Source organism: Luteimonas sp. RIT-PG2_3 (genome assembly GCF_054902115.1).
In genome coordinates, this window is the sequence record NZ_JBUBPF010000001.1 from 628111 (window position 1) to 642582 (window position 14472).

The window sequence follows — 14472 nt, forward strand, 5'->3', positions numbered from 1 at the left end:
CCAGGCCCCGCAGAACCCGATGTTCGTGTTCAACCCGACAGGAGATGGCGCCGGAAGAAACGTTCGCTACGGGTCCACAGGTCATGGAGGTTGCCCGGGCTCGTGATCACGTGGCCTTCGCCCCAGTAATAGGCCAGTTCCACGGGCACGCCCTTGCCGTGCAGCACCGAGTACACCTGCTCCATCGACCTTGGCGCGGCATCGTATTCGCCCACCATCAGCAGCGTGGGCGTGACCGCGTGTTGCAGCCGGAAGAGTGCGCTGTTGCGGACGAAGCCCTCGGGGTTCCGCCACAGGTTGCCGCCCACGCGATAGGGCTGGCCTTGTTCGGCCTCGTAATAGAACCGGCTGCCTTGGATGATGTGGGCTGCACAGTCCAGCGCCTGCATGGACATGTTCGCCGAATAAATCGTGGCGCCCAGATCCGGAAAGGTGGATGCAGCGGCGATCGCCTTGAACCGGTCGGTCGTCGCCGCGAGCGCCAGTGCTGCGTAGCCGGCATCGGAATGGCCCCAGACCCCGTACTGTCCGGGTTCTATCTCGGGCTGCTGGTCCAGGACATCCAGCCACGGAATGATCGCGTTCGCGACATAGTCCAGCGGATCCGCATCGTCTGGGCGTTCCCTCATCGGCAGCGGCGCCTGGAACACGGAAAAGCCCTGCGCCAGCAGATGCTGGAACGGATAGATCACGGCAGTGGAATCATTGATGTGGGTCATCCACCCCTCCAGGGAGGGCGTGGAGTTGGGATAGGCCCAGAGGATCACGGGCGACTTCTCGCCCGCAGGCTTGTTGGTCGGCGTCAGCAGAATCCCGACCAGACGCTTTCCGTCAGGCAGGATCCGCACGACCTCCCGCGCGTGCGGGCGCCGGACCTCGGCAAGATGCCGGTTCAGGACGAACGGCGACGCGGCTGCCGGCCGGCCCGACGCGGAAACGTAAATCCTGCTGCCATCGTCCGCATCCTGCTTGCACAGCACGCGTCCATCCCCGGCCGCGCACAACATGGTCGCACCTGTCGGCAGATCGATCACGCGCGTCCGATGACGCCCATCGACCAGGGTGATCGCCTCGAAGCTTCCATCCTGGCGCGGCACGACGACAAGGGAGCTGCCGTCGGACAGCGTCACCGGCGATGCGACGGCGCTGCAGTTGTCGGCCAGGAGGTGCTCGTCCGCCCCTTGCACAAGATGCAACGAGTCTCCGACCCACTTCACTACGATCCCCGGCGCAAGCACCCAGGACCGGGCGCTGATCTGGCCCACGGAACCCATGGGCGGACTCACCACCGGCACTCGACCCCGGATCACCCGCTCGACATCCACTGCGTCGTTCGCCGCAACCAGCGCAGCGACGAACTCGGCATCGGCTGCCGATGCCGCCGGCCATCGTCGGATCGACCGGGTATCGACATCCACTTCGAAGCAGGCATCGTCGCCGGTCGAGGGTGCGGGTGAATAACTCAGCCGCGAGGCGATGGCGATCCGCCGTGAATCCCAGGACCAGACCGGCAGCCGGCTCGGCGCCGCATTCCCCACCGCGACGAACTCCGGCACGTCGAAGGTCGCGCCATCCTCCAGCCGAACGCAGACCAGCGAACACGACACCATCGGATCATCGGCGGGACCGGTGTATCGGAGAGGAGGGTTTTGCCGTGCATCGGCATCGATCGTGACGCGTCCATCCGCCCTCAGTATGGCGGCCCATTGCGCATCGCCGGACAGTGAAACGCCGCGGATGTCGCCGACGTACCGCGATGACGTCGCACCGGTCGCCGTCTCCAGCCACATCAGCCGTCGACCGATGAAGCAGGTCTCACCCTGTGGCGACCAGGTGCGGACGGAGGCCTCGCCACTGAATGCTTTGCTCCGCAGTCGGCCATAGGTCGCCGCCGATGAGGGGCCGTCCAGTTCGAACTGGGTTTCGTCTTCGCCCGCAGCGATGAACAGGATACGGTCTTCGCCGACCCAGGCGAATTGCAGCGGCGACTGCACAAAGCCCAGTGGCGCTTGATCTTCTCGATCCATGGTCTTGAGCCTGCCGTAGATGTCGACATTGACACCGTCGTGCAGCCGCGCCTGCCCGGTCGCCACGTCCCAGACCACCAGTCCGACCCGACCATCGCCACCAGTCGTCAGGGCCGCGAGCTGCTTGCCGCTGGGCGAGAAGACCGGCGCCCAGACCCAACGCTCATCCAGATCGAGTTTGCGACAGGAAGACAGGTCGGCATTGCACAGCCAGACTTCACCGCGCTTTGCGATCGCTGTTCGTGCATTGCCGAAATGCACCCCCTCGGCGCCCAGCGCTCGGATGGTCACCAGCGCGACATCGCCCCTGGCCGACACCTCGGCCGCATGGATGTCCTCGCGTTTCAGCGCATCCGTCCAGGCAAACGGGCGGCGCCCATCGGTGCCCGTCCCGGACCGGTCGGCAACATCCCGTCCCAGGAGGGTAGCGTCCGGCACATCACGATCGGAACCCAGCGCCCGCCATGCCACGCCGGCAGACGCGCAGGCTGCGAATCCAAGCAGGATGTTGCGTCGCGTCCGAAAGACGTGCTGCGACGATCGACTCGACATATTCAGTTCTCCCGGAACAGATTTCGACAGGCCACGCGGGCGCAGCGGAGCATTGGCCGCCATCGTCTCGGCTTGGCATCACAGGATTCGAAGCACGTGCGTCGGACGACGACGCCGTCCTCACCAGCGCTTCGACACCGAAAGGCTCAGATACCGTCCGATCGCGGCATAGTTCGTCGAGTCGTAGGGGGCGTTCTGCAACACCGTGGCCGCATACAACGGAGGCGCCCGGTTGAGCAGGTTGTGGGCCGAGAACTCGAACGCCACGTCGGAAAACACGCCGTCGCCAGCGCCGGTGTCGTAACGCAACGTGGTGTCGAAGGTGACGAACGCCCCCCCTTCCATCCCGTTCACCGTATCGGTCACGCCACTCTTGTAGTTGCCGAACAGCGAGGCGGTGAAGCCGCCCTGGCTCCAGACAGTCCCCACCCGACCGGCGATCCTTGCCGGGTAGAACAGGATGCCGCTCGCCTCGGAATAACCCGATGTCGAGGTCAGGGCGCGCTCGCTGTCGAGCCAGCTGACCGAACCGCGGACTGTCATTCGACCCGTTGCAAGATCGAATCGATAGGAACCGGACAGATCGACACCTTTCATCCGTTGCCGCGACGCATTGACGAACCTGTTGTCAATGATTGCTGCCAGACTGTCGGGGTCGTAGGGTGCGCCGGTGTAGTTTGCAAACTCGAAAAGACTCGCAATGAGTGCGGCTTGCTCTTCAGGCGTCGGGTAGTAACCGATGAACCCCTCGAAGACAGGATCGAGGAGCGCCTGGCTGGAGTTGATGATCGGCTGGGTGATGCGTTCGGTGTAGTCGACATAGAACCAGGTCAGTTCCGTCTCCAGACCAGGCAGCGACTCGGGATGGAACGCCAGCGATGCGCTTGAGGTGCGCGCCCGCTCCGGCGCCAATGCGGGATTGCCGCCGTTGAGATACAGCACCATGTCGCCAACGGCACCTCCGAAGGTGGTCGCGGGATAGAGATAGCCGCCTTGGCCGATGTAGCGCTGGTAAAGCGTCGGCGCCTTGAACGACCTGCCCCAGGACGTCTTCAGCGTCCAGTCGGCGGTTGGCGAGTAGATCAGTCCGAGTTTCGGCGTGGTGACCTGGCCGTAGCTGTCGTGATCCTCGGCACGTACCGCACCGGTCAGTCCGAGCCGGTGGACGCCCGCGACGTCCTGGTCCGCACCCACCAGCGGCAAGTCCAGCTCGGCATACGCGAAGCGACTGCTTTCGTCGCCGTCTGCAGCGGATCTTTGCTCGTACAGGTACAGGAACTCGTTGTGTCTGTAGCCCATGCCAACCGCGAGCCTCGCATCGCCACCTGGCACTGCGAACAGTGGACCCTCGGCGCCCATTTCGTACGTGCGGCTCTTGTTGCCGTAGCTGAACGGACGATTCAAAGTCGTCTCGCCGGTGGCCCTGTCGATCCGGTGCGCGAGAAAATTGGTCCTGTCCCTGCCGACTGCTGCGCTGAGATTCAGCGTCCAATCCTTCGGCAAGGAAACGATCAGGCTCGGGGACACGAGATTCGTCGTCGTATCGGTCGGATACCGGATGTAGTTGGTCGCGTATCCGTACTGCGTGATCTTCTCGCGCTCAGTCCGAAGCGCATCGAGTTGCAACTCGATCGAATCGCCCAAGGACTGATGCATGCTGAACAGCCCGCTGAGCACGTCGCCTCCCTGATAGAGTGTGGTTTGACCGTACATGCCCTGTGTGTAGTCGCGCTGGTCCGAGTAGATCGGATCGTTGGACGCCTTCTTCCAGGTCGCGATCAGGCCACCGGTGGACCAGGCGGCACCTGCGGTGGCGATGTACTCGCGGGTGGCCATGCCGCCCTCCGTGGCCTCGCCGTAGCGCATGCCCACGGCCACGCCGTCGAAGTCGCGCTTGAGCATCACGTTGACGACGCCGCCGACGGCGTCGGAACCATAGATGGCCGACGCGCCATCGGTCACGATCTCGATGCGCTCCACGGCCTCGACCGGGATCGCGCCGATGTCGACCGCCTGGTCGTAGCCGCCGTAGGACATGCGCCGGCCATTAAGCAGCGTCAGCGTGGCGTCCTGCCCCAGGCCACGCAGGTTGGCCGCCGAACCGCCGGTGATGTTCTGGTTCTGGAAGCCACCGCCGCTTGCGCCGAGAGTGACTCCGGGATTCTGCCCACCACTGTAGTTTTGCGGAATGCTGCGCACCACCTCGCCAAGGTCGGTGAAGCCCTCTTCCCGGATACGCTCCGCGCCGATCGTGATCACTGGCGACGGCGTACTGCCGCCACGGATGCGGCTACCGGTGACCGTGACCTTGTCCAGATCCCGGGTTGCAGGTTCAGCCGGCTGGGTAGCTGCGGGCGCATTGCGTGTCCTGGCTTGCGGCTCCGGCCTTGCTGAAACCGGCTGCTTCTTCAGGACCAGGGTCTGCGCATTGAGCCGCTCGTACCCGAAACCGCTTCCCTGCAGCAGCCGCCTCAGCGCCTCCTCTGGCGCGTAATGTCCGCGCAGGGCCGGCGTCTTGACGCCCTGCAAGGACTGATCACTGACGACCTGCAGGCCGCTCTGTTCGGCGAAGCGGTCGAGTGCCGCGGCCAGTTCGCCCGCCGGGATGTCGAACTCGACCGCGCTGGCGGCTGGCTGCGGCGTTTGCGCGTGGAGGCTGGTCAGCGGTGCCGTGCCGCCGGCCATGACGGCCAGGGACAGCATGAGATAGCGCGACAACGTACTGATGCGAACTTGCGACTTGCGGTTCCCCATGGTGTTCCCCTTCCGGCTGGCGTTGGTCGGGGTCGCGTTGCAGTTTCGCGACCGGTCGGGAGACATACGCACGCAGAAATGGATACCCCATGTCCGGTTGAAAAAAAGCAGGACGGGCTGCGAATCTGTTCGACGCGCAAGACTATTGCTTCGTCCCCTCATCCGACCTACGGGCACCTTCTCCCCCGGGAGGGGAGCGAACCAGCGTCAGCGGCGCTGGATGCGGATTTCCTTCTCTTCTTCTTCTATCCGCACGGGCAGCACCGCGCCCAGCGCGGTGGCCACGGTGCCGGCATCGCCGGCGACGAAGTTGCCGTGCACGGGCAGTCCGGCCAGCGAAGGGTCGGACAGCGCCAGCTTGCGCGCGGAGTAGCGGTTCACTTCGGTCACCACGTCGGCCAGCGGCGTGCCGCGGAAGATCAGGCGGCCGCGGGTCCAGCCGAGGGCGGCTTCGGTGTCCGCGGTGCGCAAGGTCCAGTCGATGTTGCCGCCGGACCAGCTCAACTGTTCGTCCGGCTGCAGACGAGTCTGTTGCAGGCCACCAGCCCGTGCATCCTGCCGGACGACCGCAACGGCACCCTCGGCCAGCGTGACGGTGATCCGGCCACCCTCGCGCTGCACCTGGAAGCGCGTGCCCAGGGCGGTGATGCTGCCATCGCCGACCCGCACCACGAATGGCCGCGCGGCATCATGCGTCACGTCGAACAAAGCGCGGCCTTCCAGCAACTCCAGGCTACGTTGTTTCCTGCCCAAGCTGGCGGTGAACCGGCTGGCGACGTCGAGCTGCACACGGCTGCCGTCTTCCAACATGACGGTCCTGCCTTCTCCAGTGGCCACGTACTGCACCGGCTCGGGCTCGGGCAGCAGGGCCGGTCCGAAATGCAGGCCCAGCGCAACCGCGACCACCATGCTGGCCGCCACCGCCCAGGCGCCCCAACGGCGCGGTTGACGCGTCGGCGTGACCCGGGGCCGACGCGCGCGCCGCATCAGCGCCTCCATGCGCGGATCGCCTCTGGCCAGCGTGTCTACGCCAGCCAGCAGCCGTTCGGTGGCGGCGTAGGCCTCGGCGTGGCCGGGCTGCGAACGCCAGCGTTCGAACGCCTCGCGCTCCCGGCGGGAGCAGTCCGGCGCCATCAGGCGCGCGTACCAGGTCTCGGCCTGCTGGCGTGCGTCGGCGGTGGGTGGCATCGCGTTCATTCGAAGAGTCATACGCAGCTCACGGGACATCACCCACCTGCTCGCGCAGCGCCGCCAGCGCCTTGGTGATGTGCTTCTCGACCATGCTGACGGAAATGCCGCAGTGGCGGGCGATCTGCGGATAGGTCATGCGATCGACCCGGTTGAGCAGGAACACCTGCTGGCACTTCGGTGGCAGGCGCTCGATGGCGGCATACAGCAGATCGAGTTGCTGTTGGGCATGGATGCGGCGCTCCTGGGACGGCTCTTCCGATGCCAGGGGGACCAGCTCGGCCGAACAGTGGTCGGCGGCGTGATGGGTCTTGCGGCGACGGGACAGGTCATTGGCCACGTTGATGGCAATGCGGAAGATCAGGGTGGATGCGGTCTGCGGATCCAGCTCATCCTGGTAGCTCTGCACCAGCCGTGTGTAGGTTTCCTGAGCCACGTCGGCCGCATCCTCATCGCTACGCAGGCGCTGGCGCAGGAAGCTGATCAATCCGCCGTGGTAGCGGCGGAACGCCTGCTCGACCGACAGCCGTTCGTCCCTGACGGCGTCGAGGTCGACCATGGTTTCGAGGAGGGGTTCTGGCGTGCTCACGCTTGCGGCGGCTATCGGGGTGTCACGAGAGACTGACACCCAATGGCCACGGTTTTCCAGTGATTTCTCACTGTTCTGGGCAGAATAGACAGCGAGGTGGGGGGTGGCGCCCACTGGTGCGTACCACTGGGGTTTCCCGGTCTAAACCTGGAAGCCCGGGAACCTGAACATGCCCGCTGAACGTGCGAGCCGGACGGCGGCGCGATGGCCCGCGGCGTGACCTAGGGTGATGCTTACTGCCTCCGGCGTGCGGGAGAAGCAACGGTCTTGGGCGAAAGTAATCTACGGCGTACTTACCGCCGGTGCTCGCTGACTCGTTCGCTCGCGCATCTTGCGCCAATTCCTGTACTGATCTGATTTCCCTGGATCAGTGTCTTCGTTGCCCTGCAACCAAAATCGAAACCAATCGACGTTGCGTTGATAAGCAGCCAGTTTGTGCTGTGGCTGAACCTTGATATGAGGCTCGTCTGGGAATACATACATGTCGCCCTGGTGCCGGCGCATTAGCGGTAGCGAGTACTCCAATGTCATCAGATACTCTTGCTCCGGCATCTGAAAAAGAATCGGGGCGCGGATCTTATCCAGATTGAGCGCTGGTGAGAGCACCTGCCATTGCTCGGGGGTTTCCTCTGTGGTGCCGAGTTGTCTCGCTACCGCAGCTCAGCCCACCCATGCCAACGCCGGTCGGCTCGCGCCCGCTGCGCAGCCTGTCCAGCCACAGGGCGCCGTTGGGGTTGACCATGACCTCGACCACCTGCGGATCCTCCAGCGCCGCAGCGATGGCCGGCCCCATCGCCGTGCGCAGCATGCGGATCTGGCGATCGGCAGCGATGGCGCTGTCGGAAGGCTCGCCTAGCCCTAATTCGCGCACGGATCGTCCTCCTACCCGGGCACAGTGGATGCCGATTCGTCCGGGACGTGCTCCTCGATCGCCTGGCGCACCCGCGTGCCGCGCTGCAGGTGCAGCGCAAGCTGTTCGATGAACTGCTCGAAGCGCGCCCTGCCCTGCGCCCGCGCGGCGTCGACGTGCGCTTCGGGCAGCGGCGCGGTGACCGAGAGGTAGTGGCGGATGTGCAGCGCCAGGGTTTCGGTGAGGATGGTCTGGTCGCGTTCCAGCCGCTCGAACTGGCGCGAGAGCCGGTCCAGGCGGCGGGTGACGGCCGCCTCGCGGCGATCGGCGTTGTCCGGCGACAAGAATCCCAAGAAGGCAGGGCACTGCGCCTGCGCGGGAACAGCGAAACAAAAAAAGGGCGCGATTCGCATCGCGCCCTGCTTGCCCGCCCAGACCGGCGGAAAGGGTTGTCGCTTCGCCGATTACTTGACTTCGAAATCGACGGACTTGACGACGGTGTTGTCCAGCGAGACTTCCAGCTTGTACTTGCCGACCGGCCAGCCGTCGGGCTTGCTGATCTGGAAGCTGGTGACGCCCGGGCCGGTCAGGTTGAAGTCGCGGGCTTCCTCGTTGACGACCTGGCCGTCCTGGAAGGTCCACTTGGCGTTGAGCTTGCCGGCGACGCTGGCCATCGGATCGCTGGTCTGCGTGGAGACGGCGGCGATGATCGTGTCCTTCGGCGCGAAGGTGGTCTTGGGCGCGGTGATCTTGCCGTCGGCGCCTGCGGTGCTGCCCAGGTCGACCGAGGTCACGGTCGCGGTGGCGGCCATCGGTGCCGGGGCGGGCATCGGCGCGGGCGTGGTGGCGGCCGGCGGGGCGACGACGGCTTCTTCCTTCTTCTTGCAGCCGACGAGGGCGACGCCGCCGATCAGGGCGGTCGCCAGCAGCAGGTTGATGCGTTGGGTCTTCATGGTGGTAGTCCTTGAATGGAGTGGTCGGCTCCGACGATGGGTCGGGTCGGACGGATCAGGCGGATGGAATGAATGTACTGGGATCGCGAGGCCGGACATCGCCGACAGGAAGCGCCCCCTCAAGAGGCGGCGTCGCTGCCGGTGTTGGGGATCTTCAGGACCTGGCCAGGCTGGATGATGTCGGGGTTGTCGAGCTGGTCGCGGTTGGCGTCGTAGATCTCGCGCCAGCGGTTCGCGGTGCCATAGAAATGCTTGGAGATCTTCGACAGGTTGTCGTTCTTCTCCACGGTGTAGCGCTGCTCGCCGACGATCTCCTCGGTGGATGTGACCGAGGATTGCACATTGCTGAAATCCGCCTTCGCTGGGGCTTCCTGCTCCGTGCTGGTGACATTGCTTTGGACATTCGAAAAATCGGGCTTCTTGTCGTTGCTCATGAAGGGCTCCTCCCCGGATTGGGGGTTGCCGCCCAAGGCTGACAGGCCCGGTGTTAAGAAAACATCGCGGTTTGGTAGCGGCGGCGTTGCCTATTCAGGTCGTCGCGACGGCCGCGTCAGGCCCGGGTTGGCGGGCTGCCGGGCTGGCCCCCGGCTACTGCCTACTGCCGCGGGTCGCGCCAGGCCGGCGGCACCGGCAGGCCGGGGCTGGCCCGCCAGGGATTGATGTCCAGGCCGCCACGGCGGGTGTAGCGGGCTTCCACCGACAGCCAGTCCGGGCGGCAGCGCTGCAGCAGGTCATTGAACACGCGTTCGACGCATTGTTCGTGGAAGTCGGCATGGTCGCGGAACGACACCAGGTAGCGCAGCAGGCCGGCCGGGTCGATCCGCGGCCCGCGGTAATGGACGTGCACGCTGGCCCAGTCGGGCTGGCCGGTCACCGGGCAGTTGGATTTCAGCAGCGCCGAATGCAGGCGCTGTTCGACAGGCTCGCCTGCGTCGGCCTGCAACAGGGCCGGTGCGGGCGGGCCGTAGGTGTCGATGTCGACCGTGCAGGCGTCGATGTCGATGTCGTCCACGGCATCGCTGCCGGCGCCGGTGGGACCGGCTTCGGCCAGGGGGGGCAGCCCGAACGCGAAACCGACTTCGGCACCGGCGGCCTGCGACAGGTCGGCGACGATCCGCGCGCGTGCCTCGTCGTGGCTGGCGAAGCGGTGCGCATTGAGGGAGTTCAGGTAGAGCTTGAACGACTTGGATTCGATCAGCTGCGGCGACGTCGCCGGCACCGTGATCGTCGCGCTGGCGGCGACCGGCTTGCCGCGCGGATCGAGCCAGCTCAGTTCGTAGGCATGCCAGCGGTCGTGGCCGCCGAACGGCAAGGCGGCGGCATCGTCGAGCGCCAGCGCGGCGCGTCCCTGCGCGCGTGCGATGGGGAACAGCAGGCTGGCGTCGTAGTGCCGGGGATAGGCCACTTCGCGGCCGAGCAGGGAGGTTTCGGGAGCATGCATCCGGTCATTCTATCGGCCGGGATCGGTGTAACGTGTAGCGCAGTCCGGATCGGAGAGCCGACATGCGCCAGCCCCTCGTCGCCCTGCCATTGCTGTTGCTGCTCGGCGGCTGCCAATCGCTGAAAGCCGAGCCCGACGAGGTGCCGGTCGACATCATGCCGGGCATCGAACGCGTCCAACCGGCCGAGAGCGGCGAGGTCACCGAACTGCGGGTCGGACAGGTGCTGGAGATCGCCCTGCACGCCAATGCCAGCACTGGCTACAGCTGGGAGGTCGTCAACGCGGGCGCGCCGCAGCTGGCGCGCGTGCAACTGCCCAAGCTGCCGGCCGATGTGGTCGCCGCCGAACCGCCGATGCCGGGGGCCGGCAGCGTTGCGCGCTGGCACTACCGGGCCGTGCGCCCCGGCACAGCGACGCTGACCCTGGTCTATCGTCGCAGCTGGGAAAAGGACGTCGCCCCGGCTGAGACCGTGGAGTATCCGGTCGAGGTGCGCTAGCGCGCGCTCCTACGGATCAGCTGCCGCCGTGCAGGTAATCCAGCGAGACCTGCAGCATCGCGCGCAGGCCGACGTCGAGCGCCGCCTCGTCGATGTAGAACTCCGGTGAGTGGTTGCTCGGCGCGGTGTTGGCGTCGGTGCCCTTCGGCGTGACGCCGACGAAGAAGTACAGGCCGGGCACCTTGCGTGCGAAATACGAGAAATCCTCCGCGCCGGTGATCAGGCCGGGATCGAGCAGGTTGTCGGCGCCGACCACCTTTTCCAGGCTCGGCCGCAGCCGGGTCAGCAGCGCCGGGTCGTTGGCGGTCACCGGGTAGTTGTGGTCGATCGGGATGCGCGCCTCGATGGTGGCGCCATGCGCGGCGGCGACGTGGTCGGCGACATTGCGCAGGTCGGTGAAGATGTCCTCGCGCATGCCGTCGTCGAAGGTACGGATGGTGCCGATCAGCTCGACCGAATCGGGAATGATGTTGTGGCGGATGCCGCCCTTGATCGCGCCGAAGGTGACCACGGCCGGCAACCGGGTGATGTCGGTGCGGCGGCTGACGATGGTCTGCGCGGTGCCGATCAGGTCGGCCGCGGCGACGATCGGGTCGACGCCGTTCCACGGCCGCGAGCCATGCGTCTGCCGGCCCTTGACGGTGATCTCGAAGCTGTCGGACGCAGCCATCATCGGGCCTGCGCGCACCGAGATCTGGCCGACGTTGAGCGCCGATCCGACATGCAGTCCCATCACCGCGTCAGGCTTGAAGGTATCGAACACGCCCTGCGCCAGCATTTCCTTGGCACCGCCCAGCTCGCCCTCGGGCACGCCTTCTTCCGCCGGCTGGAACACGAACAGCACCTCGCCCGGCAGTTCGTCGCGCATCGCGACCAATGCCTCGGCCACGCCCATCAGGATCGCGACGTGCGCGTCGTGGCCGCAGGCGTGCATGACGCCGGTCTCCTGGCCGCGGAACGTGGTGGTGACCTTGGAGGCGAACGGCACGTTGGTGCGCTCGGTGACCGGGAGCGCATCCATGTCGGCACGCAGCGCGATGCGCGGGCCGGGCTTGCCGCCCTTGAGCACGGCGGTGACGCCGGTGGTGGCGATGCCGGTGGTCGGGGTCAGGCCCAGTGCGCGCAGGTGCTTGGCGACCAGCGCGGCCGTGCGGGTCTCGCGGTTGCCGAGTTCGGGATGCTGGTGGATGTCGCGACGCCAGGCCAGCACCTTGGGCTGCAGCGTGGTCGCGGCCGTCGTCACTTCGTTGCGCTGGGCGTCGCGTGGGGCCTCCTGGGCCTGCGCCGCCGACGACAGGGCGAGCAGCGGGACGGTGGCATAGCAGGCACAAAGCAGCGCGGTGGCGAGGCGTGACATGGACGTGCTCCAGGGTTCGAAGGGCGTGCGGGCAAGGTCGCGGGCGGCACGGCGGCCGCCTGGATCCCGATGGTAGCGCTTGCCGGGACACCGGAACGCCGGTCGCGGGCCGGATGTCGTCGGTCGCGGGACGGCCGACCCTGGGATCGCCTGCGATGGCGATGACGGCGCGCGGACGATCGCGGGCGTGGCGGCGGGGCGACCTCAGCCGGCAGGCTTGAGCAGGTCGACCGTGGCTTGCAGCAAGGCGCGGACGCCGACGTCGAGCGCGCCTTCGTCGGGCGCGTACAGCGGCGAGTGGTTGATCGGCGCCTTGGTCGGATCCTGGCCCTTGGGCGTGGTACCGACGAAGAAGAAGAACCCGGGCGCGACATTGGCGAACTGCGAGAAGTCCTCGGCGATCGTGTACAGCGGCGTCTCGATGACGTTGCCGGCGCCGGCCACTTTTTCCAGCGAAGGCCGCAGGCGTTCGGTCAGCGCCGGATCGTTGCGCGTCACCGGTGCGCCGTTGACCACGGTCAGTTGGGCCTTGGCGCCGCTGGCCTCGGCGAAATGCTCGGCGGTGTTGCGCAGGCGCGCGATCACGTCCTCGCGCACGCCCATGTCGAACGTGCGCAGCGTGCCGATCATCGTGGCTTCTTCGGGAATGATGTTGAAGCGCACGCCGGCCTGGATCTGCCCGGCGGTCAGCACCACCGGCGTCGCGGTGATGTCGATCTGGCGCGCGATGATGCTCTGCGAACCCAACAGCACTTGCGCGGCGACGGTGATCGGATCCACGCCGGCCCAGGGCTGCGATCCGTGCGTCTGCGCGCCGGTGATCTTCAGCGTCCATTCGTCGGCGCTGGCCATGAACGGGCCCGCGCGGACGCCGAGCTGGCCGACGTTGAGGCGCGACCAGACATGCAGGCCGAGCACCGCATCGGGCTTGAAGCTATCGAACACGCCTTCCTCGAGCATGCGCTTGGCACCGGCACTGTCGCCCGACACCGGTGCGCCTTCCTCGGCGGGCTGGAATACGAACATCACCTCGCCGGCCAGGTCCTCGCGCATGCCGGCCAGGGCCTCGGCCACGCCCATCAGGATCGCGACATGAAGGTCGTGGCCGCAGGCATGCATGACGCCGACCGGCTGGCCGCGGTATTCCGACGTCACCTTGGATGCGAACGGCAGGCCGGTCTGTTCGGTGACCGGCAGGCCGTCCATGTCGGCGCGCAAGGCCACGCGCGGGCCGGGCTTGTCACCCTTGAGGATTGCAGTGACGCCGGTGCCGGCGATGCCGGTGCGCGGCGTCAGGCCCAGCGCGCGCAGGTGGTCGGCGACCAGCGCGGCGGTGCGGGTCTCCAGCGTGCTCAGTTCCGGATGCTGGTGCAGGTCGCGACGCCAGGCGACGACGCGCTGCTGCAACGCATCGCTGACGTTGACGCTGTCCTGTGCGGTTGCCATCGTTGGCACCGCGGCCAGCCCGGCGGCGGCAAGCAGGGCCGCACCCCACAGGGGGCGGGTCCGGGACGTCAGGGTCTTGGTGCGCATCGGCAGTCTCCGTCTCGACCGCGACATGCTAGCCGATCGCGGGGCGGCGGCCGGCTGGCCGGATGACGTTCTGTGGATTGTCTTGTCGGCGCACCCACAGGCTTGGTCGGACGTCACTCCTCGTGCTTGCCCGGCGCGGGCGGCTCGCCGCGCCAGCGCCGCGTGCTGCGCTGGAAGAACAGGCTGTTGGGGATCTGCAGGATCGATTCGCCACCGCCCGGGTGGTGCTCTTCGAGCGTGATGTAGATCAAATTCATGTTGACGACCCGGCCCTTGAGACCGGGCTTCTCGCCGTTCTCGAGCAGCTCGATGTGGTCGTTGAGGCGGAACGGGCGCGTGGTCAGGATCAGCAGCGCGCAGAAGATGTTCGACAGCACGCTCCACGCGGCGAAGAACGCGACCGCCGCGACCGCGGCGAAGCCGGTGAACGCGGTCCACAGCACCATGCCGTCGACGCCGAGGCGTTCGAGGATCATCAGGAAGGCCGCGGTCGAGATCAGGAACGTGGTCAACCGGCGCGCGCTGACGGTGACCTCGATCGGCAGCGCGTAGCGTTCGGTCAGGCGCTGGATGAGCCGCCGCACCAGCCAGCGCAGCAGGCTGGCGACCAGCAGGATCAGCACCACCTGGCCCAGCGGCAGGATCACGTCGAGCCAGTGGTGCGCCCAGGCAGGCAACATGGCTTTCATCGGGTCGCCATCCGGGGCGGGCAGCGTCGGGGGAGCAGGGGC

General features: G+C 66.7%; 13 protein-coding genes and 1 pseudogene. 1 reads left to right on the forward strand and 13 read right to left on the reverse strand.

Annotated elements, in window-relative coordinates; genetic code table 11:
* Nucleotides 1-29: 29 nt before the first annotated feature.
* The 10 genes and pseudogenes from ACYX7E_RS02620 to queF all read right to left on the reverse strand — a co-directional run bounded on the left by ACYX7E_RS02620 (nt 30) and on the right by queF (nt 10354).
* Nucleotides 30-2642, reverse strand: a complete 2613-nt coding sequence (locus ACYX7E_RS02620) for a S9 family peptidase (RefSeq protein ID WP_462078976.1) — start codon at nt 2640-2642, stop codon at nt 30-32.
* A 57-nt stretch (nt 2643-2699) separates the two neighbouring features.
* On the reverse strand, nt 2700-5333 hold the full coding sequence (locus tag ACYX7E_RS02625) for a TonB-dependent receptor domain-containing protein (RefSeq protein WP_462078977.1): 2634 nt from the start codon (nt 5331-5333) through the stop codon (nt 2700-2702).
* A 207-nt stretch (nt 5334-5540) separates the two neighbouring features.
* Nucleotides 5541-6521 (reverse strand): FecR family protein, encoded by a 981-nt coding sequence (locus ACYX7E_RS02630; protein WP_462078978.1) that lies wholly within the window; start codon nt 6519-6521, stop codon nt 5541-5543.
* 28 nt (nt 6522-6549) lie between these two features.
* The gene (locus tag ACYX7E_RS02635; protein ID WP_462078979.1) at nt 6550-7224 is read right to left on the reverse strand and encodes an RNA polymerase sigma factor; all 675 of its coding nucleotides are present in this window, start codon (nt 7222-7224) and stop codon (nt 6550-6552) included.
* A gap of 168 nt (nt 7225-7392) precedes the next feature.
* The gene (locus tag ACYX7E_RS02640; RefSeq protein ID WP_462078980.1) at nt 7393-7641 is read right to left on the reverse strand and encodes a hypothetical protein; all 249 of its coding nucleotides are present in this window, start codon (nt 7639-7641) and stop codon (nt 7393-7395) included.
* A 145-nt stretch (nt 7642-7786) separates the two neighbouring features.
* Nucleotides 7787-7918, reverse strand: a pseudogene (locus ACYX7E_RS02645) (P-type conjugative transfer ATPase TrbB); the annotation flags it as partial.
* A 74-nt stretch (nt 7919-7992) separates the two neighbouring features.
* Nucleotides 7993-8373: a hypothetical protein gene (locus ACYX7E_RS02650; protein WP_462078981.1), complete on the reverse strand. Its 381-nt coding sequence runs from the start codon at nt 8371-8373 to the stop codon at nt 7993-7995.
* Between the two features lie 51 nt (nt 8374-8424).
* Nucleotides 8425-8913 carry a hypothetical protein gene (locus tag ACYX7E_RS02655; protein WP_462078982.1) on the reverse strand — a complete coding sequence of 163 codons (489 nt, stop codon included), beginning with the start codon at nt 8911-8913 and terminating at the stop codon, nt 8425-8427.
* A 119-nt stretch (nt 8914-9032) separates the two neighbouring features.
* Complete coding sequence (locus tag ACYX7E_RS02660; protein WP_462078983.1) at nt 9033-9347, reverse strand: LysM peptidoglycan-binding domain-containing protein; 315 nt, start codon at nt 9345-9347, stop codon at nt 9033-9035.
* A gap of 161 nt (nt 9348-9508) precedes the next feature.
* Nucleotides 9509-10354, reverse strand: coding sequence for an NADPH-dependent 7-cyano-7-deazaguanine reductase QueF (gene queF / locus ACYX7E_RS02665; RefSeq protein ID WP_462078984.1), 846 nt, complete (start codon nt 10352-10354; stop codon nt 9509-9511).
* Between the two features lie 62 nt (nt 10355-10416).
* On the opposite strand from queF, the gene ACYX7E_RS02670 reads away from it, so the two are divergent.
* Nucleotides 10417-10851 carry a protease inhibitor I42 family protein gene (locus tag ACYX7E_RS02670; RefSeq protein ID WP_462078985.1) on the forward strand — a complete coding sequence of 145 codons (435 nt, stop codon included), beginning with the start codon at nt 10417-10419 and terminating at the stop codon, nt 10849-10851.
* Nucleotides 10852-10867: 16 nt separating this feature from the next.
* Here the strand turns inward: ACYX7E_RS02670 and ACYX7E_RS02675 are convergent, their stop codons facing one another.
* From ACYX7E_RS02675 to ACYX7E_RS02685, 3 genes are all read right to left on the reverse strand, one after another.
* Nucleotides 10868-12208 carry an amidohydrolase gene (locus ACYX7E_RS02675; protein ID WP_462078986.1) on the reverse strand — a complete coding sequence of 447 codons (1341 nt, stop codon included), beginning with the start codon at nt 12206-12208 and terminating at the stop codon, nt 10868-10870.
* Nucleotides 12209-12412: 204 nt separating this feature from the next.
* The gene (locus ACYX7E_RS02680; protein ID WP_462078987.1) at nt 12413-13741 is read right to left on the reverse strand and encodes an amidohydrolase; all 1329 of its coding nucleotides are present in this window, start codon (nt 13739-13741) and stop codon (nt 12413-12415) included.
* Between the two features lie 113 nt (nt 13742-13854).
* The gene (locus ACYX7E_RS02685) at nt 13855-14430 is read right to left on the reverse strand and encodes a mechanosensitive ion channel domain-containing protein (protein ID WP_462078988.1); all 576 of its coding nucleotides are present in this window, start codon (nt 14428-14430) and stop codon (nt 13855-13857) included.
* Nucleotides 14431-14472 lie beyond the last annotated feature (42 nt).

Bases quoted from the DNA above. Each gene is read 5' to 3' on its own strand.
- ACYX7E_RS02620 (WP_462078976.1), bottom strand. From the start codon at position 2,642: ATGGCGGCCAATGCTCCGCTGCGCCCGCGTGGCCTGTCGAAATCTGTT.
- ACYX7E_RS02625 (WP_462078977.1), bottom strand. From the start codon at position 5,333: ATGGGGAACCGCAAGTCGCAAGTTCGCATCAGTACGTTGTCGCGCTAT.
- ACYX7E_RS02630 (WP_462078978.1), bottom strand. From the start codon at position 6,521: ATGCCACCCACCGCCGACGCACGCCAGCAGGCCGAGACCTGGTACGCG.
- ACYX7E_RS02640 (WP_462078980.1), bottom strand. From the start codon at position 7,641: ATGACATTGGAGTACTCGCTACCGCTAATGCGCCGGCACCAGGGCGAC.
- ACYX7E_RS02650 (WP_462078981.1), bottom strand. From the start codon at position 8,373: ATGCGAATCGCGCCCTTTTTTTGTTTCGCTGTTCCCGCGCAGGCGCAG.
- ACYX7E_RS02655 (WP_462078982.1), bottom strand. From the start codon at position 8,913: ATGAAGACCCAACGCATCAACCTGCTGCTGGCGACCGCCCTGATCGGC.
- ACYX7E_RS02660 (WP_462078983.1), bottom strand. From the start codon at position 9,347: ATGAGCAACGACAAGAAGCCCGATTTTTCGAATGTCCAAAGCAATGTC.
- queF (WP_462078984.1), bottom strand. From the start codon at position 10,354: ATGCATGCTCCCGAAACCTCCCTGCTCGGCCGCGAAGTGGCCTATCCC.
- ACYX7E_RS02670 (WP_462078985.1), top strand. From the start codon at position 10,417: ATGCGCCAGCCCCTCGTCGCCCTGCCATTGCTGTTGCTGCTCGGCGGC.
- ACYX7E_RS02675 (WP_462078986.1), bottom strand. From the start codon at position 12,208: ATGTCACGCCTCGCCACCGCGCTGCTTTGTGCCTGCTATGCCACCGTC.
- ACYX7E_RS02680 (WP_462078987.1), bottom strand. From the start codon at position 13,741: ATGCGCACCAAGACCCTGACGTCCCGGACCCGCCCCCTGTGGGGTGCG.
- ACYX7E_RS02685 (WP_462078988.1), bottom strand. From the start codon at position 14,430: ATGAAAGCCATGTTGCCTGCCTGGGCGCACCACTGGCTCGACGTGATC.